General features: G+C 62.1%; 19 protein-coding genes and 1 pseudogene. 11 read left to right on the forward strand and 9 right to left on the reverse strand.

Annotated features, from left to right (window positions below):
• Window positions 1–11 precede the first annotated feature (11 nt).
• The 7 genes from folE2 to F0169_RS15320 are packed head-to-tail and all read left to right on the forward strand — an operon-like array spanning window position 12 to window position 5,649.
• Complete coding sequence (folE2, locus tag F0169_RS15290; protein ID WP_152746979.1) at window positions 12–908, forward strand: GTP cyclohydrolase FolE2; 897 nt, start codon at window positions 12–14, stop codon at window positions 906–908.
• Window positions 905–1,573 (forward strand): metal ABC transporter ATP-binding protein, encoded by a 669-nt coding sequence (locus F0169_RS15295; RefSeq protein WP_058415782.1) that lies wholly within the window; start codon window positions 905–907, stop codon window positions 1,571–1,573. The genes folE2 and F0169_RS15295 overlap by 4 nt, the downstream gene beginning before the upstream one ends.
• Complete coding sequence (locus F0169_RS15300; protein WP_122249660.1) at window positions 1,573–2,439, forward strand: metal ABC transporter permease; 867 nt, start codon at window positions 1,573–1,575, stop codon at window positions 2,437–2,439. Before F0169_RS15295 ends, F0169_RS15300 begins: the two co-directional genes overlap by 1 nt.
• Window positions 2,440–2,450: 11 nt before the next feature.
• The gene (locus F0169_RS15305) at window positions 2,451–3,329 is read left to right on the forward strand and encodes a metal ABC transporter substrate-binding protein (protein WP_058415784.1); all 879 of its coding nucleotides are present in this window, start codon (window positions 2,451–2,453) and stop codon (window positions 3,327–3,329) included.
• Complete coding sequence (gene hisI, locus F0169_RS15310) at window positions 3,326–3,751, forward strand: phosphoribosyl-AMP cyclohydrolase (protein WP_099236609.1); 426 nt, start codon at window positions 3,326–3,328, stop codon at window positions 3,749–3,751. The genes F0169_RS15305 and hisI overlap by 4 nt, the downstream gene beginning before the upstream one ends.
• Window positions 3,748–4,308, forward strand: a complete 561-nt coding sequence (locus tag F0169_RS15315; RefSeq protein ID WP_058415786.1) for a gamma carbonic anhydrase family protein — start codon at window positions 3,748–3,750, stop codon at window positions 4,306–4,308. The genes hisI and F0169_RS15315 overlap by 4 nt, the downstream gene beginning before the upstream one ends.
• A 3-nt stretch (window positions 4,309–4,311) precedes the next feature.
• Window positions 4,312–5,649, forward strand: coding sequence for a dihydroorotase (locus tag F0169_RS15320; RefSeq protein WP_152746980.1), 1,338 nt, complete (start codon window positions 4,312–4,314; stop codon window positions 5,647–5,649).
• On the opposite strand, the gene F0169_RS15325 is transcribed toward F0169_RS15320, so the two are convergent.
• Window positions 5,646–6,167, reverse strand: coding sequence for a DUF3617 domain-containing protein (locus F0169_RS15325; protein ID WP_152746981.1), 522 nt, complete (start codon window positions 6,165–6,167; stop codon window positions 5,646–5,648). The genes F0169_RS15320 and F0169_RS15325 overlap by 4 nt on opposite strands.
• Window positions 6,168–6,297: 130 nt before the next feature.
• Between F0169_RS15325 and cls the strand changes: the two genes are divergently transcribed.
• On the forward strand, window positions 6,298–7,737 hold the full coding sequence (cls, locus tag F0169_RS15330; protein ID WP_058415789.1) for a cardiolipin synthase: 1,440 nt from the start codon (window positions 6,298–6,300) through the stop codon (window positions 7,735–7,737).
• Between the two features lie 13 nt (window positions 7,738–7,750).
• On the opposite strand, the gene cfaB is transcribed toward cls, so the two are convergent.
• The 8 genes and pseudogenes from cfaB to hflK (F0169_RS15370) form a co-directional block, all read right to left on the reverse strand.
• Window positions 7,751–8,935, reverse strand: a complete 1,185-nt coding sequence (gene cfaB / locus F0169_RS15335) for a C17 cyclopropane fatty acid synthase CfaB (protein ID WP_058415790.1) — start codon at window positions 8,933–8,935, stop codon at window positions 7,751–7,753.
• Between the two features lie 85 nt (window positions 8,936–9,020).
• Window positions 9,021–9,809, reverse strand: coding sequence for an HvfC/BufC N-terminal domain-containing protein (locus F0169_RS15340; RefSeq protein ID WP_152746982.1), 789 nt, complete (start codon window positions 9,807–9,809; stop codon window positions 9,021–9,023).
• Window positions 9,800–10,645 (reverse strand): MNIO family bufferin maturase, encoded by an 846-nt coding sequence (bufB, locus tag F0169_RS15345; RefSeq protein WP_058415792.1) that lies wholly within the window; start codon window positions 10,643–10,645, stop codon window positions 9,800–9,802. The genes F0169_RS15340 and bufB overlap by 10 nt, the downstream gene beginning before the upstream one ends.
• 65 nt (window positions 10,646–10,710) lie before the next feature.
• Window positions 10,711–10,965: a BufA2 family periplasmic bufferin-type metallophore gene (gene bufA2, locus F0169_RS15350; RefSeq protein ID WP_152746983.1), complete on the reverse strand. Its 255-nt coding sequence runs from the start codon at window positions 10,963–10,965 to the stop codon at window positions 10,711–10,713.
• Window positions 10,966–11,082: 117 nt separating this feature from the next.
• Window positions 11,083–12,969, reverse strand: coding sequence for a cation-translocating P-type ATPase (locus F0169_RS15355; protein WP_152746984.1), 1,887 nt, complete (start codon window positions 12,967–12,969; stop codon window positions 11,083–11,085).
• A pseudogene (hflK, locus tag F0169_RS15360) lies at window positions 12,966–13,998 on the reverse strand (protease modulator HflK). The gene F0169_RS15355 and the pseudogene hflK (F0169_RS15360) overlap by 4 nt, the downstream one beginning before the upstream one ends.
• Complete coding sequence (hflC, locus tag F0169_RS15365) at window positions 13,995–14,990, reverse strand: protease modulator HflC (protein ID WP_172979452.1); 996 nt, start codon at window positions 14,988–14,990, stop codon at window positions 13,995–13,997. The pseudogene hflK (F0169_RS15360) and the gene hflC overlap by 4 nt, the downstream one beginning before the upstream one ends.
• 9 nt (window positions 14,991–14,999) lie before the next feature.
• The gene (gene hflK / locus F0169_RS15370) at window positions 15,000–16,925 is read right to left on the reverse strand and encodes a protease modulator HflK (protein WP_152746986.1); all 1,926 of its coding nucleotides are present in this window, start codon (window positions 16,923–16,925) and stop codon (window positions 15,000–15,002) included.
• A gap of 232 nt (window positions 16,926–17,157) precedes the next feature.
• Here hflK (F0169_RS15370) and F0169_RS15375 point away from each other — a divergent pair, with 232 nt between their 5' ends.
• From F0169_RS15375 to F0169_RS15385, 3 genes are all read left to right on the forward strand, one after another.
• Window positions 17,158–17,781 carry a CDP-alcohol phosphatidyltransferase family protein gene (locus F0169_RS15375; RefSeq protein ID WP_152746987.1) on the forward strand — a complete coding sequence of 208 codons (624 nt, stop codon included), beginning with the start codon at window positions 17,158–17,160 and terminating at the stop codon, window positions 17,779–17,781.
• Between the two features lie 10 nt (window positions 17,782–17,791).
• On the forward strand, window positions 17,792–19,546 hold the full coding sequence (locus F0169_RS15380; protein WP_152746988.1) for a bifunctional alpha/beta hydrolase/class I SAM-dependent methyltransferase: 1,755 nt from the start codon (window positions 17,792–17,794) through the stop codon (window positions 19,544–19,546).
• Between the two features lie 2 nt (window positions 19,547–19,548).
• A partial coding sequence (locus F0169_RS15385) for a phosphatase PAP2 family protein (RefSeq protein WP_482822452.1) occupies window positions 19,549–20,019 on the forward strand: 471 nt, incomplete at its 3' end.

Here is a 20,019-nt window from a genome sequence, read left to right on the forward strand (position 1 = left end):
TGGACCCGCTCATGAATGCGCTGACTTTGCCGGATATTGCCGCGCAGGCTTCACGCCAAGCCTTGCCGCTCGACTGGGTGGGCATGTGCGGCATCACCTTGCCGGTGCTCATCGACGGCCAACGCCTGACCGCGACTGCCGATGCGGGTGTCAGCCTGGACGATGGCAACGCCCGTGGCATTCACATGTCACGCCTGTACCTGGCGCTGGAAATGCTCGACCAGCAGCTTCTTACACCTGCACTTCTGCGTAATGTACTTGAGCGCTTTCTAGAGAGTCATGAAGGTTTATCTAAGAACGCCTACTTGCGTGTTCACACCGATCTGCTGATCAAACGGCCGGCGTTGGTCAGCCCGCTCGCGGGTTGGAAAGGCTACCCGGTGAGCATCGAAGCGCGTCTGGAAAACCAGATGTTCCACGTGGAACTAAAAATTGACGTGACGTACTCCTCAACCTGCCCTTGCTCCGCTGCTCTCGCCAGGCAATTGATTCAGCAGCAATTTCGCGACGATTTCGGCACCACGCCGTTACAGCATGAAGACGTATTGACCTGGCTCGGCAGCGCCAACGGCATCGTCGCAACCCCTCATAGCCAGCGCAGCAGCGCGCAGTTATCCATTCAACTCGACGCCAACCTCACCACGTTGCCGATCACACACCTGATCGACGCTGTTGAAGCGGCGCTTGGCACCGCCGTGCAAACCGCTGTGAAACGTGCGGACGAACAAGCCTTCGCCTTGGCCAACGGGCAGAACCTGATGTTCTGCGAAGACGCCGCCCGCCGCCTGAACCTCGCCTTGAAACGCTCGGATGCCGTCAAAGCCTTCCACCTGAAAGTGATCCACGCCGAAAGCCTGCACGCGCACGATGCCGTGGCTGAAAGCCGCTGGACAAGAGACCCTGCATGATCATCTGTAACGCATTGCGCTGGGGTGCCCCCGGCCAACCGCTGACCCCGGCGGTAGATTTGAAACTGGAAAAAGGCAGCCTCACCGGTATCATCGGCGCCAACGGCACAGGCAAGAGCAGCCTGCTCAAAGTCATCGCCGGTTTGCAAAAGCCGCTGGCCGGAACCGTCAGCGTGGAGGTTCCACGCCGTGGCGGCCTGTCGTTTCTGCCGCAGCAACAACACCTCGATCGCCAGTTCCCGATCAGCCTGCAAGAACTGGTCGCGGCAGGTTTCTGGGGCAATAAGCTCACCGCAGAACAGCGCAGCCAACGCCTGCAAGCGGTACTCGAAGACTGGTGTCTGACCGGCCTGGAACACCGACCGTTAATGGCGTTGTCCGGCGGCGAACTGCAACGCGCCCTGCTCGCCCGCATGAGCCTGGCCGAAGCGCCGGTGCTGTTGCTCGACGAACCCCACGCCGCGCTCGACGAAGAAGGCCAGGCCTTGTGCTGGAAACACATCCACGCGTGGCATGAAGACGGCCGCACGATCATCGTCGTCTGCCATGACTTGGCGTCGGTACGCCATCACACACAGCACGTGCTGCTGATCAAAAGCAGCGGCTGCGTATTCGGCCCCAGCAAAGAACTGATCCGCCCGCAACCGCACATGCAGGTGGCCTGATGCACTTTGCCGCGCATTTGTGGATGCCCTTCTTCGACTTCGTATTTATGCGCCGCGCCCTTATCGGCGGGTTGGTGCTCGCGTGCAGCACCGCCCCGCTGGGGGTGTTTTTGATCCTGCGCCGCATGAGCCTGATCGGCGATGCCGTGGCCCACGGCATTCTGCCCGGCGCCGCGCTGGGTTTCTGGTTCGCCGGGCTCAGCCTGCCCGCCCTGACTATCGGCGGCCTCGGCGCCGGCCTGAGCATGGCCGGGTTGTCGGCATGGATCACCCGCCGCACCGGCCTGCGCGAAGACGCCAGCCTCGCCGCCATCTACCCGATCTCGCTGGCGGCCGGCGTGCTGATCCTGGGTATCGCCGGCAAGCGCCTGGACCTCTTGCACCTGCTGTTCGGCTCAGCGCTGGCCGTCGACGAAACTACCCTCACCGGCATGCTCTGGGTCTCGAGTTTCAGCCTGATCGCCATGGCGCTGATCTATAAGCCGCTGCTGCTGGACACCCTCGACCCGCTGTTCCTGCAAACCGTCAGCCGCCTTGGCCCGCTCGCGCACGGGTTGTTCCTGACCCTGGTGGTGCTGAACCTGGTGATTGGGTTCCAGGCCATCGGCGCCTTGATGGTAGTGGGTTTGATGATGCTGCCGGCCATCGCTTCACGCTTCTGGAGCCGGCGCCTGCCGGTGTTGATCGCGGTATCGGCGGTGCTGGGATGCCTGTCGGTGTGGTTGGGTTTATTGCTGTCGTTCTACTACTCGCTCCCCAGCGGCCCGGCCATCGTGCTGGTGGCTGGTGGTGGGTATTTGCTGTCCGTGGTCTTCGGTCCGGTGCACGGTTTGCTGCGCCGCCCGCCTTTGCTTACATCCCAATGAGGTGTTTCCCGATGCGCGCTCTACTCGTGCTGTTCAGCATTCTGCTGCCACTGTCGATGGCTCAGGCCGCAGACAAACTTCAAGTGGTTACCAGCTTCAGCATTCTCGATGACATCACTCACCAGATCGGTGGCGATCACATCCAGATCAGCAACATGGTCGGCCCCGACGCCGATGCCCATACCTATGAGCCGACGCCGGACGACGCCAAGGCGCTGCTCAAGGCCAAGCTGATCATCAAGAACGGTCTCGGCTTCGAGCCGTGGCTGGACCGTTTGGTCACCAGCACCGAAACCAAAGCCACCGTGGTCACCGCCAGCAAGGGCGTGATCTCGCACACCATGGAAGAAGACGGCGAAACCATTCCCGACCCGCACGCCTGGCACAACCTGGCCAACGCCGAAATCTATGTGAACAACATCACCAAGGCGCTGGTGGCTGCCGACCCGGCCAACAAGGCTGACTACCTGCGCAACAGCCAGGCGTACCTGAAAGAAATCTACCGCCTGCTCGCCGAAGCCAAGGCCAAGTTCGGCGCACTGCCACCGGGCAATCGTCGCATCGTCACCTCGCATGACGCCTTCGGTTACCTGGGCCAAGCCTACGGCATCCAGTTCCTGGCGCCGCAAGGCCTGTCGACGGAACGTGAGCCCTCGGCCGCCGAAGTTGCTGCGCTGATCACCCAGATCCGCAAAGACAAGGTCAAGGCGGTGTTCATGGAAAACATCAAGGACTCGCGCCTGCTCAAGCAAATCGCTGACGAAAGCGGCGCGCAGATCGGCGGCACGCTGTACTCCGATGCCCTCGCCGCAGAAGGCCCGGCCAGCACCTTTACCGGGCTGTTCGAATACAACCTCAATACTCTGTGCGCGGCGCTGAGCAAGCCATGACAGTGAGCATGCTCGACTTGGAAGGGGCTGCCGTCGGCAGCCGCTTTCCACTCGAACCCGTGCTCGACGCACTGCCGTGGAACAGCGATGGCCTGATTGCCGCCATCGCCCAGCAACACGGCAGCGGCGAGGTGTTGATGCTGGCCTGGATGAACCGCCAGGCCCTGAAAGAAACCCTGGCCACCGGGCAAGTCTGCTACTGGTCGCGCTCGCGCCAGCACCTGTGGCGCAAAGGCGAAAGCTCCGGCCACTGGCAACAGTTGGTCGAGGCCCGCCTGGATTGCGACGGCGACGCCGTGCTGCTGATCGTCGACCAGCAAGGCCCGGCTTGCCACACCGGCCGGCCCACTTGCTTCTACAACGCCATCGACGGCGACCACGTTTACATCATTACCGCGCCTCTCAAGGAACCCGCAGCATGATCCGTAAAAACCCTTCCGGCGACCTGCCGGTGATTGCTGAATCCGCCTACGTCGACAAGACCGCGATCATCTGCGGCAAGGTGATCATCGGCGAGAACGTGTTTGTCGGCCCGTACGCCGTGATCCGCGCCGACGAAGTCGACGCCACCGGTGACATGGACCCCATCACCATCGGCGCCAACTCGAATATTCAGGACGGCGTAGTGATTCACTCCAAGTCCGGCGCGGCGGTGACCATCGGCGAATTCACCTCAATCGCTCACCGCTCCATCGTCCACGGCCCGTGCAGCGTTGGTGACCGCGTGTTCATCGGCTTCAACAGCGTGTTGTTCAACTGCGCCGTGGGCGATGGGTGCGTGGTGCGCCACAACTCGGTGGTCGACGGCCGCGACCTGCCCGCTGCGTTCTACGTGCCCTCCACCACGCGCATCGGGCCGAACACCGACCTCTCGCAGTTCCCGCCGGTGAGCGTCAGTGCCTCAGAGTTTTCCGAAGACGTGGCGCGCACCAACGTCGACTTGGTACGCGGCTACAAAGCCCTGCAAAACGAGTTCTGAACCATGAGCCGCCTGCTGATCCGCAATGCCCGTCTGGTCAATGAAGGCCAGGAGTTCGATGCTGATGTATTGGTCGCCAACGGCCGCATCGAGAAGATTGCCCGCAGCATTGAAGGCCACAACGAACCGGTGGAAATCGACGCCCAAGGCCAGTGGTTGCTGCCGGGGATGATTGATGACCAAGTGCACTTTCGCGACCCCGGCGCGCCCGACAAAGGCAGCTTCTACAGCGAGTCTCGCGCTGCGGTGGCGGGTGGCATCACCAGCTTTATGGACATGCCCAACACCCAACCCGCCACGTTGAACCTGCAAGCCCTGGCGGATAAAAAGCGCCGCGCCGCGCTGCACTCGGTGGCCAATTACGGCTTTCACTTTGGCGTGAGCAACGACAACCTCGACACCATCGCCGCCCTCGACCCGCGAGAGGTGGCCGGGGTCAAAGTGTTCATGGGCGCGTCCACCGGCAATATGCTGGTGGACGACCCACGGATTCTGGAACGGCTGTTTGCCGAAGTGCCGACCATTCTGCTGGCTCACTGCGAACACACGCCGAGCATCCTGGCCAACACGCAGCGCCTGCGCGAACGCTTCGGCGAGCACATCCCCGCCGTCGCGCACTCGCTGATTCGCGACGCTGAAGCGTGTTATCGCTCGTCATCGTTTGCGGTGGAACTGGCCAAGCGTCACGGCACGCGCCTGCACGTGCTGCACCTGACCAGCGCCCGCGAGCTGGACTTGTTCGAAGACAAACCACTGGCCGAAAAACGCATCACCGCCGAGGTGTGCCTGCACCACCTGCTGTTCGATGACCGCGACTATCATCGCCTCGGTAACCAGATCAAATGCAACCCGTCGATCAAGACCCGCGCCGACCGCGACGCGCTGCGCCTGGCCTTGTTGAGTGATCGTCTGGATGTGATCGGCAGTGACCACGCGCCGCATACCTGGGCGCAAAAACAGTTGGGCTATGACCAGGCGCCGTCCGGGTTACCACTGGTGCAACACGCGCTGCCGGCGTTGCTGGAATTGGTAGCCGACGGGCACTTACCGCTGACCACGCTGGTGGCGAAAACCAGCCACCGCGTGGCCGACCTGTTCGCCATCCCGGATCGCGGCTATGTGCGCGAAGGTTATTGGGCCGACCTGGTGCTGATCAAGCCTGAAGCAGAAGGCAAACCCGTCAGTAGCCAACCGATCCTGGCGCGCTGCGGCTGGACACCCTTCGCCGAGCGCAGCTTTCGCCACAGCGTCAGCACCACGCTGGTGTCCGGCCACCTGGCGTGGCACAACGGCGAGGTGGTGGAGAGTTGCCAGGGTTTGCCGTTGTATTTTCTGCGTTAAGCGCGGGGTTTGACCGTACCGCAATCGTTGCCCAACCACTGGGCGTGGCTGTCCAGGCTGCCCTTTTGCTGAATGCCGGTGGCATTGAATGTGCCGATGACGGTGGTGGTGAATTCCTTCTGACTCTGGAACGTCGCAACGCCGGTGCCTTGCGCTTTCGGGCAACTGAAACGGAATTTCCACTGGTTGCCGGTCTTGTCGGTGACTTGCTGCTTGCAACCCGATTGCGGGTCGGTCAGCGGGATCGAGTCAGAGGCGACCTGAGCTGGGGTGAGGCATACCTGCACGCCTTTACCCGCCATGGTGATGCCCTGTTTTTCGAGCATGGCACGCTGTTCAGGCGTCATCTGTTGCTTGAGCTGACCGAGAATCAGCGACAGGTCGGGCAAGTCCTGGTTATCGACTTTCATGTTGCTGGTGGTCAATTCCCACAAACCCGGCGCCAGCATCTGCGCCTGAGCCGCCACGGGCAGCGACAGTCCAACAACCATTGCCAAACCAAGCAGACGAGCATTCATCGGGTAACTCCTGGGTAATTGTGGGCGTTAGACGCCGCAAGGGTGCCAGTGTTGCACGGCAAATAAAATAGCGACATTCACAGCCGTTCATGGTCTGTTAGGCAATGGATTGCCTGGAGTTACGTCGTTCATGGATTTTTTTGGGCCGCACCTGCTCGCCTACTTCATCGCCACCCTGCACTTTCTCGGCACGCTGGCCGCGCTCCACGCAGTGCTGACCGTCAGAACCGCCCAAGGCTCGATTGCCTGGGCCTTGTCGCTGATGTTCATGCCTTACCTCACGCTGATTCCCTACCTGATCTTCGGCCGCAGCACCTTCGACGCGTATATCCAGGCGCGTCGCCAGGCCAACCAGGAAATGCACACAGCGATTACCGAACTGAACTGGCGCCCGTGGGTGGAAGAAGCCCTCGCCGCGCGCAACTCCAGCGCCTACGCCTCGCTGCGCGCCATGCCCAAGCTGGGCCGAATGCCGTGCCTGGCCAACAACCAGGTACGCTTGCTGATCAATGGCGACGCCACGTTCAGTGCGATCTTTGACGCGATTCGCAGCGCCAAAACCGCTGTGTTGTTTCAATTTTTCATCATTCATGACGACGAACTCGGCCGCCAACTGCACACCTTGCTCAAGCAGAAGGCGGCTGAAGGCGTCGACATTCACGTACTCTACGACCGCATCGGCAGCCACGCGCTGCCGCACCGTTATGTGCAATCGCTGCGCGACGCCGGGGTAAAAGTGAAAGCATTCGCCACCCGCAGCGGCTGGCTCAACCGTTTCCAGGTCAACTTTCGCAACCACCGCAAAATCGTGGTGGTCGACGGCATTACCGGGTTTGTCGGCGGGCATAACGTCGGCGATGAGTACCTCGGCAAAAAACCGCCATTGGCGCCGTGGCGCGACACCCACGTGCAGGTCACCGGCCCGGTGGTGGCGTGCCTGCAGGAATCGTTTGCCGAAGACTGGTTCTGGGCCGCGCGTGAACTGCCGCCGCTGATCCTGCCCGACGCCTACCCCGAACACGGCGTGCTCTGCCAATTGCTCGCCAGCGGCCCGGCCGACCCGTACGAAACCTGCTCGCTGTTTTTTGTCGAGGCGATACACGCAGCCACCGAACGCGTGTGGATCACCAGCCCGTATTTTGTCCCCGATGAAGCCGTGTTCGCAGCCCTGCGCCTGGCCGTGTTGCGCGGCGTCGACGTGCGCCTGTTGCTGCCATCACGCCCCGACCACCGCATCGTCTACGCCGCCTCCAGCCTGTACGCGATTGAAGCGGTGCGCGCAGGCGTGCGGGTGTTCCGCTATACGCCGGGTTTTCTGCATCAAAAAGTGGTGCTGGTGGACAGTGAAATCAGCGCAATCGGCAGCGCGAACATGGACAACCGATCATTCCGGCTGAATTTCGAAGTGATGTTGCTGACGGTGGATGAGGCGTTTGCAGGCCAAGTCGAGCGGATGCTGCTGGACGACTTCGCGCTGGCCCATGAAGTCAGCCAAGAAGAAAGCCGCGAAACCCGCCGCCTTCAACAACTGGGCATGCGCGTCGCGCGGCTTATTTCACCGATCCTCTAATAAACTGTGAGGCTCAACGGTAAATATCTTCCCGCGTCCACGGCAGTTCATGGCTGCCATCGGCGTGCGGTTTTACCGCGAGTATCTGGTGCAGGTTGATCCAGCCGCGTGCAAACGCATAGGCGCAACCCGCCAGGTACAGGCGCCAAATACGTAACGCCTGCTCGGGCACCATTTTCGCGGCCGCTTCCAGGTTGTCTTCCAGGCGCTCGCTCCAATGGTCCAGGGTGCGTGCGTAGTGCAGGCGCAGGCTTTCGACATCGACCACTTCAAGCCCCACTTCACTGACCTCGGCGGTCATCATCGCCAAGTGCGGCAGTTCGCCATTGGGGAACACATAACGCTCGATAAACTCCCCGGCGCCACGGCCTACAGGGCGACCGTCAGTATGCTTGGCGGTAATGCCATGGTTCATCACCAGGCCGCCTTCACGCACCGCACCGAACAGCGTTTTACAGTACTGCGCCAAGTTGGCGTGGCCGACGTGTTCAAACATACCCACGCTGACCACTTTGTCGAAGCGGCCGTCTTGCGGCAGGTCGCGATAATCGAGCAATTGCAGGTCCACCTGGCCTTCCAGGCCTTCAGCTTTCACCCGTTCGCGCGCCAGTGCCAGTTGCTCTTTGCTCAAGGTGATGCCAAAAACCCTGACCCCAAACTCGCGCGCCGCAAAACGCGCCAGCCCGCCCCAGCCACAGCCTACATCGAGCAGATACTCGCCCGGCTGCAAGCGCAGTTTGCGGCACAGGTGGCGAAATTTGTCTTGTTGAGCCTGGTCGATGGACTCGCTGCCGGTTTCGAAATACCCACAGGAGTACGCCATGTCCTGATCCAGCCACAGCTGGTAGAACTCATTGGACAGGTCGTAATGGTAGGAAATGGCCGCTGCGTCAGTGGCTTTGTCGTGGATCGAGCGCACCGGAAGATTATCGTCGTCATCGTCAATCAGGGCATGACTCAGCTCGTCACACACCCGTATGACCTCAGTGATGGAGCCTTCCAGCTCCAGTTTGCCCTCGACAAAGGCTTCGCCCAAAGCGTTGAGCGTTGGATGGGTCAGCTGGGAAACAACCGTGGGGTCCTTCACCACGATGGTCACACTGGGCTCGGGGCCCAAGTTGAATTCATGGCCGTCCCAGAGTCGCAGACGCAGCGGTAGCTGAAGATTCTGTAAGGCCGGTGGAAGTTGCGCGAGCATGAGTAATCCCCCCTTGTTTCAGACGTCTGGAATGAGGGTAGACCATAGACAAAGTAGGAAGCTATCTATTTTTGATAGCGCTACGCTACACGGCTCGGCGCTCGAGCAAACCGTCCTGCACCCACTGTTTCAGCCATGTAACCGCTTGCAGCGGTGCACCCTCTCCATAAGTGACTAGCAACTGCGCGCACAGTTCTGAAAAAGTCCAGCCGGTGGTCACCATTCCCGCAAGCGCGCAGGCTTCCAACGGTTCCAGGCTGCGGTAGTGGCACACGTTCTGGTGGCGCCAAACCAGGCAGATTTGCGCCTGCTCCAGCGCATGGCTGTTTGGGAAGTCCGACTCGTCCTTGCTCGCGCGCCAGATCGCCACGCTGTTGAACTGGCAACGCGTCTGCTGCACCGAGGGCGCCAGCGTGACCTGCAGGCCCGGCCAGTCTTCAGGCGGCAGTTGCGCCATGTCATCCAAACTCAAAGGCTGCCCCTGCGGCGCATCGAACGCCAGGGTAAACGCCCACTCCAACCGCGCCAACTCGGCCAACGGCGCGCTCTGTTCTGCGACCAAATGCTCAACGATAAACGCCGGGAACTGCTCACCGAACCAACGCAGGCTGTAATGGGCAGACGGGTAGCGGCGCACATAGGCTGCTGCCAGTAACGCGAACTCATCGTCGCCCAACCAGTACACAATGGCGCCGAAGTCATGCTGCAGCACTTCCCGCAGCCGCGATACATAGGCGTTGTGATAAATCGCCAGCCCCGCGGCCACATCCAACGTAGGGCCGCCCAGCAAAGTGGCAGCAAAGCTGCTGTTCACCACCGAGGGTTCAGATAACACATGCTGTTCAAAGGCCAACTGCCAATCGGTCAGGCGCATAACGAACGCCTGGCCAACGCAGTGGCACCCAACTCACGGGCTTTGCCCAGTTCGCCAAGCAGCTCTTCGAACGGCGGAAAACGGTCGTCACGCTCCAGCAGCGTCGACACCGGCCCCACATGCTCAAGCGTTTGTTGATAAAGCGCCCACACCGGGTCGCACACCGGGTGGTCATGCGTGTCGACCACGTAATCGCCGTAGTCCATATGCCCGGCCAAATGCAGCTGGCGAATGCTTTCGCGCGGCAGGCTGCGAATGAACGTCCAGGCGTCAAAGCCATGATTACGCGCGCTGACATACACGTTGTTAACGTCCAGCAACAACTGGCACCCGGTGAGGTGGACCAGCGCATTGAGGAATTCCCACTCGGTGAACTCGTCAGCCTTGGCGCGCACATAGCTGGAGACATTTTCGAGCACCAACGGGCGCTGCAACACGTCCTGTACTTCAAGCACGCGGGCGGCCACGTGGTAGAGGCTCTCTTGGGTGTAAGGCAGCGGCAACAAGTCATGCAACTGGTGCGCACTGCCACGGCTCCAGCACAGGTGGTCGGAAATCCACGCGGGCTTAATGCGTTCAGCGAGCTGTTTGATGTGTTTAAGGTAGTCGGTATCGAGGGCGTGCGGCCCACCGATAGACAGGGACACGCCGTGCATCACCAAGGGATAACGCTCGGCTATCGCGTCCAGGTAGTACAAGGCTTTGCCGCCTTGGACCAGATAATTTTCGGAGATCACTTCGAACCAATCCACGGCCGGCGATTGTTCAAGGATCTGCGGGTAATACTCACTGCGTAAACCCAGGCCGTAACCCAGACTTGGAAGGCAAGCGGACATCAGACACTCCAGGGCAAAGTGTCCGCAGCGGCGGGGCATCCGCTGCGGTTGCACTCGGTTGCCGGTTACTCGCCGACGGTACCGCCCGCCTTGGTGCAGGCATCCGCACTGGCCTGGATTTTGAAGCCCTGGCCTTTGCAAGCACCCAGACCTTTGCACGCATGGTCTTTGGTTTTGCAGTCGTTCTGGCCTTTGCACGCGGTGATGCCATAACAGTGCACAGCGGTATCAGCTGCTTGAGCCTGGGTGGCAACACCGGCAAACATAGTCGCGGCGGCCATTGCGAGAGCAGCACCAGCAGCAGCGGATTTAATCGTCATTTTTGTATTCCTCATGATCAGTAGTGGAGCCGGTATGAACGGATTGTTCAGTCTCGACACACCACTAGAGTGAGGCCCCCGATTGGCGTTACAGCCGTGCGCGGTTATTTATGAAAATTATTCCTCCAGCTTGAAAAGAGGTTCCTGAAAGCGCAGCAAACGCCCGGCATTACCCAGTACCAACAAGGTGCTGAGGTTATGCAGTACCGCCGCAATCATTGCACCTGCCGCCCCCAACCAGCCAAACGCTGCAAACACGACGATCGCCAACGTCCAGCCCAGACCAATGATCACATTGACCTGCAACGTGTGGCGGCACTGGCGACTCAAGCGCACACACGTGCCCAAGCGGCGCAAATCGCTGCCGATCAACACCACGTCCGCCGAGGCCAACGCGATGTCGGCACCGCCCGCGCCCATCGCCACGCCAACCACGCCCGCCTTGAGCGCCAGCGAGTCGTTGATGCCATCACCCACCACCATCGGCCGGAAGCCGCTGCCGATTTCCCCCAGCACGCGGTTGAGCTTGTCTTCCGGCAAGGCCTGCGCCTGGACGTCGCTGATGCCCACGTCCAGCGCCAGGCTGTCGGCCACACTTTGGCGGTCGCCGGTGAGCAGCACTTGCCGGCCCAGGCCCAAGTCCCGCAGCTCTTGCAGTGCCTGCCGCGCTTCCGGCTTGACGCTGTCAGCCAGCAACAGCCACGCAAGGAATTGCCCATTCAACGCCAGCCCGGCAATCGGGCCGTCGTGTTCAGGCACAGCGCTGCTGACGATGCCTAACTGCTCGAACAACTCCGGGCGCCCCAGCGCTGCCTCGCCCTGTTCGGTCTGCGCCACCACGCCAAGGCCTTGGCGCTCGCGAATGTCGGTCAGCTCGAGCAGTTGTTCTTGCGTCGCCAAGCCCGCCAGTGCGCGGCTGACCGGGTGGCTGCTGGCCGAACCAAGGCTTGCCGCCAGGTTCAACAACGCCTGTTGGTCTGGCAAAGCGGTTTCGATGGACTGCAAACGCAGGGTGCCAAACGTCAGCGTGCCGGTCTTGTCGACCACCAATGACGTCAGGTCCGCCAGCTCCTCCAGAAACGCCGAGCTGCGAATCAAAATCCCGTGCCGCGCCGCCACTGCAATCCCGGCAATCGCCGTGGCCGGTGCCGACAGCACCAATGCACACGGGCACGCCGCCACCAGCACGGCGAGCATCGCCTGCGCGTCATTGGTCACAAACCAGGTCACCGCCGCCAGAAACAACACCAGCACCATATAGCTGCCGGCATAGCGCTCCAGCAGCCGCGTGATGGGCGGCTTGGAGCGTTCGGCGTTCTGCATCAACGCGATGACTTTGCCCAGCGTCGACTCATCACCCGTGCGCGTCACCTGCAGGCGCAGCACACCGTCGAGGTTAATCGCCCCGCCGAATACCTGCACACCCACACTGGCTTCCAGCGGCACCGACTCGCCGGTAATCGGCGCCGTGTCCAGGCTGGCCTGGCCCGACAGCACCACGCCATCGGCGGGCACGCGGTCACCGGCACGCACTTCGACGATGTCGCCGGTGCTCAGCGTGCCGTTATCCACTTCCACAATGCTGCCATCAGCCTGCACCCGCCGCGCATGGCTGCGTGTCAGCTTGCCGAGTGCATGGATCGCTTCCTGCGAGCCGATCACGCTGCGCTCTTCCAGCACGTGGCCAAAAATCATGATGATCGGCAGCAACGCGGCGGTCAGCAGGTCGCCCGTGGCCCACGCGCCAATCATCGCCAGGGCGATCAATTGGTCGGTGATGCCGTGCAGGCTCGGGTAGCGCAGGCTGTACCAGGCCGAGCGCATCACCGGCACCGCCACCAGCAACGACGCCACGCCCAGCAGCAACTGGCTGACCCCGCTCTGGTCCGGCGCCAGCCAGCGCCACACCAGGCCCAATACCAATAAACCCAAGGCCAGCATGGCCAAGGTCAATTGCCGGGCAGCACTGCGCTGTTCGGCTGATGTCAGCATGGGCGCGCTCATTGTTCGGCTCCCTGAATGATCAAGCGGGAGTCGTCTTTAGGGTCGACGTGGTAACGGAACCGGCCTGGCCGAGAATTTTCGGCAAGCGCTCGCGGTACAGACGTTGCAGCAAACCCGGGTCTTTGACCTGCGCCAGGCTGGCAACCGTGGCGGTTTGCGCTTGGGCATTGGCCAGACGTTCGCTGGCCTGGGCGTGGGCGACTTGCACCAGGCGGTCGGCCTGCTGGTTCGCGGTTTGAGTGAGTTTTTCTGCTTCGGTACGAGCATTCGCCACCGCTTTATCGGCTTGCTGGCTGGCGGTCAGCACGGCGTTGAAGGCATTCACCGCCGGGCCCGGCAGGCTCGATTGCACGTCGACACGGTCGACTTCGATGCCCAGCCCCAAACCGCTGGAGGCCAACTCGGCCAGGCGCTTGTTAATGCCTTGCACCAGATCACCGCGCAAACGCTCACGGCGCTCGGCGGCGCGGTTGTCAGTACCGATCAATTCCGGGCGCGCCACCAGAATCGTGTCCAGGTCCCGCGCTGCGTGAGGGCCACGGCACTGCGCGTCACCAGTCGGTCCAACGCCGGCAGTACATGCTCGCCCTGCAGCACAAATGCGTAGGGCTCGGTGACCTTATAGAACACCCGCACATCCAGTTGCACCACACCGGCATCGCCCGTCAGCAGGTAACCGGAACCGGCCAGCGCATCGCTCAATGGCGCGGCAAAACTGGCGACACGGTCGGCCTGCGTCGCCGCGTCGGAACGCAGCAGGTTCTGCACCCGGCGCTCGATCACGCGGTCCGCCGCCGGCAACAGCACGACTTGCTCGAACGGCTGCGGCCACGCCAGCAACAACCCGGCGTTTTGAATGCGGTCCAAGGCCCCGAAATGCAACACCACCGCGCGGTTTTGCGGGTCGATCTGGCGCACATTGGAAAACGCCCAAGCCAAGGCCGCCAACACCGTCACCGCATACAGCGCCAGGAAGGTCAGGCGCCCGGCCTGAATCCATGGGCTGTCCGGGTCGTCACGCGTGGTCATGGCTGAACGTCCTTCGGCCCGTCCACCAACGCGCGAAATGGCGCGGCGTCAGTGCGCAGGATGATCTTGGTCCCCGGCGTGACCACCGTGCCCAAGGTGTCGAGCGAGCGCAGCAGGTTGTACAGCTGAGGATTGCCCGCGTAGGCGCGCCCATAAATTTGCGCCGCTTCAACCCGCGATTGCGCTTCGATTGCGGCGGCTTTCACCGTGGCATCGGCTTGCACAATGCGCGCATCCCGCTCGGCGGCCGAGCGGATCTGCGCCGCTTCGCGCTTGCCCACGGCAGTGCGTTCGGTGGCGATGGTTTCGCGCTCGGCACGCATGCGGTCGACGGTGGCGGTGAGGGTCACCGACGGCAAGGTCAGCCGCTCAACGCCCACTTGCGCCACACGTACGCCATAGGTGGTGAGCAATTGTTGATCAATTTGCTGACGCAACTGCGCCTCAAAATCGGCGATGCGCACTTGGCTGGCGTCGGTGTTGATCAGGCTGGACAGGTCGAAGCTGGCGGCTGTGGTTTCCAGCGCCGAGCCAACGAAGGTGCGAATCTGCCGCGCAGCTTCATCCGGCTGGTTCTGCACCGCGCGCATAAAACGCTGCACATTGTCGGCGTCGCCCTGCACCTGCCACGCCACGTAGGCCTGCACGATGATCCGCAGGCCGTCACGTGTGCCCACATCCTGCAAGCCGCTGGACGTGGTGCGCAGGCGCAGGTCCACCGGGATCGCCGCTTCGAACGGCGCCGGCCAACGCCAGCCCAGGCCTGGCGCCAGCAGCACCCGCGACGGGTTGCCGAAGCGGGTAATCACCGTGGCCTCACCGGAACGTACCTGCACCAAGCTCGCCGCCGCCACTGCAAACAGCACCAGCAACAGCGCCCAGGCCATGCGCCGCCAAGGGAATGGAGCGGCGACGTGCTCATCACCAGGGTGGTGGTGGCCGTGATGATGGTGATGCGCGTGATGATGGTCGTGAGAATGAGCGCTCAACAGACAGACTCCTTATTGAACGGCTTTAGGCGGCGCCATGGGATCGGCCGGCAAGGTAAAAGAACGCAGATCAATCGTCGGCGCGCCATCGGCGCCCAAACGGTGATCCAGAATAAGCAGTTTGGCGTGGGCCAAGCCTTGGCTCAGTTGGCCGAAATACTGTTCCAGCAAAAAGGCTTGGCCAGCCGCGGCGTAGGCCTTTTGTTCGGCGCTAAAACGCAGGTCAGCCGCTTGCGCGCCAGCATTCACTTCGCGTGCGCCGGCCAGCGCCTGGTCGCGCGCGGTGCTGGCTTGCAATAAGGCTTGGTTGGTTTGCTCACTGGCGGCACCGCGCTCACGCGAGATCAGCGCCTGGGCGCCAATCTGCGCAGCCTGCACGGCGTGATAAGCGTTGGCGGCGCCGGCCGGTGGGTGAATGGCTTCCACCACCGTGGCCAGAATTTCTACACCGCTGTCGAGTTTTTGCAGGTCCGCCTGCACCGCTCGGCCAACCTCGTCAGCCAAGCGCGTGCGTTGTTCGCCGAGCAATTGGTCAAGGGTGCGCGACGCAAAGTCGTGCACCAGAATGCGGCTGGCGGTGCTGCGAATCAGCGTCGGTACATCCGCGCTGTTGTACGTGGCGGCGAGCGCGGCCTGGTCGGTGAGGCCGATGCGGTAGACGAAACGCACGTCCATATTGACGATTTGGAAGCTCTGCTTGTCGCCACTGCTACTGGCAATTACTTGGGATTTTTCGTTCACATGGCTGGCGTCCCACAACCGATTGGCGATCAGCGGCGCCGGGCCTTCAGCAGTCGCCAGCTCCGTCGCGGCAGCCTCGCTGACACTGGTAGCGAGTTCATGCACCACGCCGTTTTCCACGTTTAACACGCGACCCAAAGGCCATGGCAGCCCGGCATGCAGGCCAGGGCCGAAGACTTCCACCGGCTTGCCAAAACGCTCATAAATCCCACGGCCTTGCAGGGGCACTTCGTGCACGCCGGTCAGCGCCCAGCCTACGGCCAGCACCACCAACAGCACCGGCAGGAATGCCCGGCGCATGTAGGTGAACGCCCATATCTGCCGCAAATCGATGCCGAAGCGGTTATGCAATTCATGCTGCAGCGCCAGCAACGGTTGTGGCGGCCAGCGCAGCAGCCCGGCGATAAAGCTTTGCGCCATCAAGCGTGGTTCAAGGCGCGGCTGGCGCGGGCTGAACAGTGACAGCGCGGCCCTTAACAGGAACTCCAGCGCCACCAGCGCGGGCAATAACCCGATCAGTGTTGCCAAGCGCAGCGGCCAAACGGATTGCTCACCGGCAAACAGCAAGCAGACCGCGCTGACCACCAGGCACACAATCGCCACTCGGCTCAGTTGCGCCAACGGCGAGGCTTCCGGCCATTGGGCGGCGGTTTCCTGAGCCAGACGGCGCTCAAATACCAGCAAGCCAAACGCCAAGGCCAGGGCCAGCGCGGCGCCGATGCTTGCAGACTGGCCAACCGCCGCCGCCGGCAAGGCCAGGTTCCAGAACTCGATAATGCTGACCAACGCGAGCAACGACCAACCGCCGAGCCACAGCACCGGCGCGCCAATCTGTGCCAACACACGGCTGCCGAAACGTCCGGCAAAACGCGCGTAACCGCCCGTGTCTTCAAGTGGCTGTTCGATCAATTCAGGCGCAGGCCCTTCCAGCGCCTGAGCGCGCCAATCGGCGACCCACCACGCGGACTGCAACCCGGCCACCAACACCAACAAGGCCGAGGCACAATTGATCAGCACCACCGGCCAGATCGACAATGGCGCAAACAGCGCGACAAACAAGGCCAACACCCAGCCGCTAACGGCCAGGGCAGTCAGGCTGATGCCGGCTTGCCGCAATCGACGGGCATGGAACACTCCTTGCTGAAAACGCGGCAGGCCTTCAATTGAGGCGCCGTCAGCTTCTAAATCCACTTGCATCCACTCAACGCCCGCTTGCAAACAATTGGTTACGATATAACACGCAGCGTGAAATTTTTGTTCGATAGCAACCGTTTGAGTACTGCACAGATCGCCCGCATTTAATCGGCTGCGCTTCCATGAGCGTGACGACACCCCCAGAAACACGAGCCATCACTGGTGCAGGCACGGATTAGTCGGCACACTCCGAGGAGTATTTCGCGGGTCCACGGACAAGGAAGCGTCACCTCCCATGATTTCGATCTATCAACTCAAACCACGCTTTCAAAACCTGCTGCGCCCGCTCGTGCAGCGCCTCTACGAAAACGGCACCACCGCCAACCAGATCACCGTGCTGGCCGGGGTTATTTCGCTGCTGGTCGGCCTGCTGATAGCCAGCTTTGCCCAACACCTCTGGCTGTTCGCGCTAATCCCGCTGTGGATGGTCCTGCGCATGGCCCTCAACGCCGTCGACGGCATGCTCGCGCGCGAGTTCGGCCAACAGTCGCGTCTGGGCGCCTACCTGAATGAACTGTGTGACGTGATCGCCGACAGCGCGCTGATCCTGCCGTTTGCATTCATCCCCGGCGTGAGCCTGGCGCCGGTGCTGCTGGTGACGCTGCTCGCCGTATTCAGTGAATACGCCGGCGTGCTTGGGCCGATGGTTGGCGCGTCACGCCGCTATGACGGGCCGATGGGCAAAAGTGATCGCGCGTTTGTATTCGGCGTGCTGGCCACCGGCGTGGCGCTGGGCTGGCTCGGCGCGGTTTGGGTGGACACGGTGATGTGGCTGGTCGCCGCCCTGCTCGCCTACACCGTGGTCAATCGCGTGCGCCAAGGCCTCAAAGAAGAACAAAAAACCTCCCCTTCTGCATAAGGACTTTGCGATGCGCGAACAGCAAGAGCACACCTTCAGTACCCATGATGGCGTCGAGCTTTTCTACCGGCACTGGCCGGCCACCGCTGCACTTGGCGATGCGCCGCGCAAGGCGATCCTGCTGTTCCATCGAGGTCACGAACACTCAGGCCGCATTGCTCACATGGTCGATGAACTCGACCTTGCGCAATTCGACTTCTTCGCCTGGGACGCGCGTGGCCACGGCCAATCCCCCGGCGCGCGCGGTGACAGCCCAAGCTTCGCCACCAGCGTGCGTGACGTGCAAACCTTTCGCGATCACATCGGCGCCGCCTACGGCATCGAAGAAGCCAATTGCGCCGTCATCGCCCAAAGCGTCGGCGCGGTCATCGCGGCCACCTGGGTGCACGACTACGCACCGAAAATTCGCGCGCTGGTGCTCGCCTCCCCCGCGTTCAAGGTCAAACTTTACGTGCCGTTCGCCCGCCCTGGCCTGGCGCTGATGCGCAGGTTTCGCGGCAATTTTTTCGTCAACAGTTACGTCAAGGCCAAGTTCCTCAGCCATGACCCGCAGCGCGTGGCGTCCTACGACAACGACCCGCTGATAACCAAAGCCATCTCGGTGAATGTGCTGCTCGGCTTGTACGAAGCGGCCGATCGGGTGGTAGCCGACGCGCAGGCGATTCAGGTGCCAACGCAACTGCTGGTCTCCGGCTCCGACTTTGTGGTGCACCGCAAACCCCAACAGCAGTTTTTCGACCGCCTCGGCAGCCTGAAAAAAGAGCTGCACATCCTGCCGGGGTTCTTCCACGACACCCTCGGCGAACGCGACCGCGCGGTGGCCGTGACCAGCGCCAGGCGTTTTATCCTGCAAAACTTCGCACAGCCGCTGGACCGCGCCTCGTTGCTCGACGCCGACAAATTGGGCGCCACCTGCGCCGAGTCAGAATCACTGGCCGCGCCGCTGCCGCGCAATTCGCTGCGCGACCTGTACTGGCGTATGACCCGCGCCAGCATGGGCCTGGGCAAAAGCCTCTCGGCCGGGGTGAAGCTGGGCTTCGACACCGGCTTCGACTCCGGCAGCACCCTCGATTACGTGTACCGCAACATACCCACCGGCAAGGGCGGGCTGGGGCGAATGATCGACGCCAACTACCTCAATTCCATCGGCTGGCGTGGCATCCGCCAGCGCAAGCTGAACGTCGAAGAACTGCTGCGCCTGGCCATGACGCGGTTGCGCGCGGACGACCGCGACGTGCGCATTTTGGATATCGCCGCGGGCCACGGGCGCTACATTCTTGAAGCGTTGCAGGGCGTGTCGCCGCTGCCGGAATCGATCCTGCTGCGCGACTACAGCGACATCAACGTACGCGATGGCAGCGCGCTGATCCGCGAGAAAGGCCTGGGGGACGTCGCAGAGTTCTCCAAAGGCGACGCGTTTGATCGCGCGGACCTGGCGGCACTCAACCCCAAACCGAGCCTGGCGGTGGTGTCCGGGCTGTATGAATTGTTCGCCGATAACGGCATGGTTGGCGGCTCCCTGGCCGGCTTGGCTGACGCAGTGGAGCCCGGCGGTTACCTGGTCTACACCGGCCAGCCGTGGCACCCCCAGTTGGAATTGATCGCCCGTGCGTTGACCAGCCATCGTCAGGGCCAAGCCTGGGTGATGCGCCGTCGCAGCCAGGCGGAAATGGATCAACTGGTCGAAGCCGCAGGCTTTCGCAAGATCACCCAGCGCGTGGATGAGTGGGGCATTTTCACTGTGTCCCTGGCACAGAAGATCTGAGCATGCGCGAACCCGGTTTATTAAAACCCGTTGTCCTGTGGCTGCTGCTATTGGCGCCGCTGTTTTTCAGCACCTATGGGTTTGCCACTTGGGTGACCAGCCAGCGCAGCGACGTGGGTGCGCTGGTGTTCGGCTGGGAAAGCCATATGCCGTTCCTGGCCTGGACCATCGTGCCCTACTGGTCCATCGATTTGCTCTACGGCTTCTCCCTGCTGCTGCCCAACAGCCGCCATGCGCTGAAACAACACGCGCTGCGCCTGCTGAGCGCTCAACTAATCGCCGTGAGCTGTTTCCTGATCTGGCCGCTGCGTTTCACTTTCGAGCGGCCCGAGCTGGACGGCGTATTTGGCTGGCTGTTTGCGGTGCTGGCGGGTTTTGACAAGCCGTTCAACCAGGCGCCGTCGTTGCATATCGCGCTGCTGGTCATCCTGTGGGTGGTTTACCAACGTCACACCCAAGGGCTTTGGCGTTGG

It is taken from the genome of Pseudomonas kitaguniensis (genome assembly GCF_009296165.1).
Lineage (GTDB): Bacteria > Pseudomonadota > Gammaproteobacteria > Pseudomonadales > Pseudomonadaceae > Aquipseudomonas > Aquipseudomonas kitaguniensis.

Coding starts and splice junctions, on each gene's coding strand:
- F0169_RS15315 (WP_058415786.1), top strand. CDS start 3,748: ATGATCCGTAAAAACCCTTCCGGCGACCTGCCGGTGATTGCTGAATCC.
- F0169_RS15325 (WP_152746981.1), bottom strand. CDS start 6,167: ATGAATGCTCGTCTGCTTGGTTTGGCAATGGTTGTTGGACTGTCGCTG.
- F0169_RS15380 (WP_152746988.1), top strand. CDS start 17,792: ATGCGCGAACAGCAAGAGCACACCTTCAGTACCCATGATGGCGTCGAG.
- F0169_RS15355 (WP_152746984.1), bottom strand. CDS start 12,969: ATGAGCGCGCCCATGCTGACATCAGCCGAACAGCGCAGTGCTGCCCGG.
- bufA2 (WP_152746983.1), bottom strand. CDS start 10,965: ATGACGATTAAATCCGCTGCTGCTGGTGCTGCTCTCGCAATGGCCGCC.
- F0169_RS15305 (WP_058415784.1), top strand. CDS start 2,451: ATGCGCGCTCTACTCGTGCTGTTCAGCATTCTGCTGCCACTGTCGATG.
- cfaB (WP_058415790.1), bottom strand. CDS start 8,935: ATGCTCGCGCAACTTCCACCGGCCTTACAGAATCTTCAGCTACCGCTG.
- F0169_RS15375 (WP_152746987.1), top strand. CDS start 17,158: ATGATTTCGATCTATCAACTCAAACCACGCTTTCAAAACCTGCTGCGC.
- folE2 (WP_152746979.1), top strand. CDS start 12: ATGAATGCGCTGACTTTGCCGGATATTGCCGCGCAGGCTTCACGCCAA.
- F0169_RS15300 (WP_122249660.1), top strand. CDS start 1,573: ATGCACTTTGCCGCGCATTTGTGGATGCCCTTCTTCGACTTCGTATTT.
- hflK (WP_152746986.1), bottom strand. CDS start 16,925: ATGCAAGTGGATTTAGAAGCTGACGGCGCCTCAATTGAAGGCCTGCCG.
- bufB (WP_058415792.1), bottom strand. CDS start 10,645: ATGTCCGCTTGCCTTCCAAGTCTGGGTTACGGCCTGGGTTTACGCAGT.
- F0169_RS15320 (WP_152746980.1), top strand. CDS start 4,312: ATGAGCCGCCTGCTGATCCGCAATGCCCGTCTGGTCAATGAAGGCCAG.
- F0169_RS15295 (WP_058415782.1), top strand. CDS start 905: ATGATCATCTGTAACGCATTGCGCTGGGGTGCCCCCGGCCAACCGCTG.
- F0169_RS15340 (WP_152746982.1), bottom strand. CDS start 9,809: ATGCGCCTGACCGATTGGCAGTTGGCCTTTGAACAGCATGTGTTATCT.
- hisI (WP_099236609.1), top strand. CDS start 3,326: ATGACAGTGAGCATGCTCGACTTGGAAGGGGCTGCCGTCGGCAGCCGC.
- cls (WP_058415789.1), top strand. CDS start 6,298: ATGGATTTTTTTGGGCCGCACCTGCTCGCCTACTTCATCGCCACCCTG.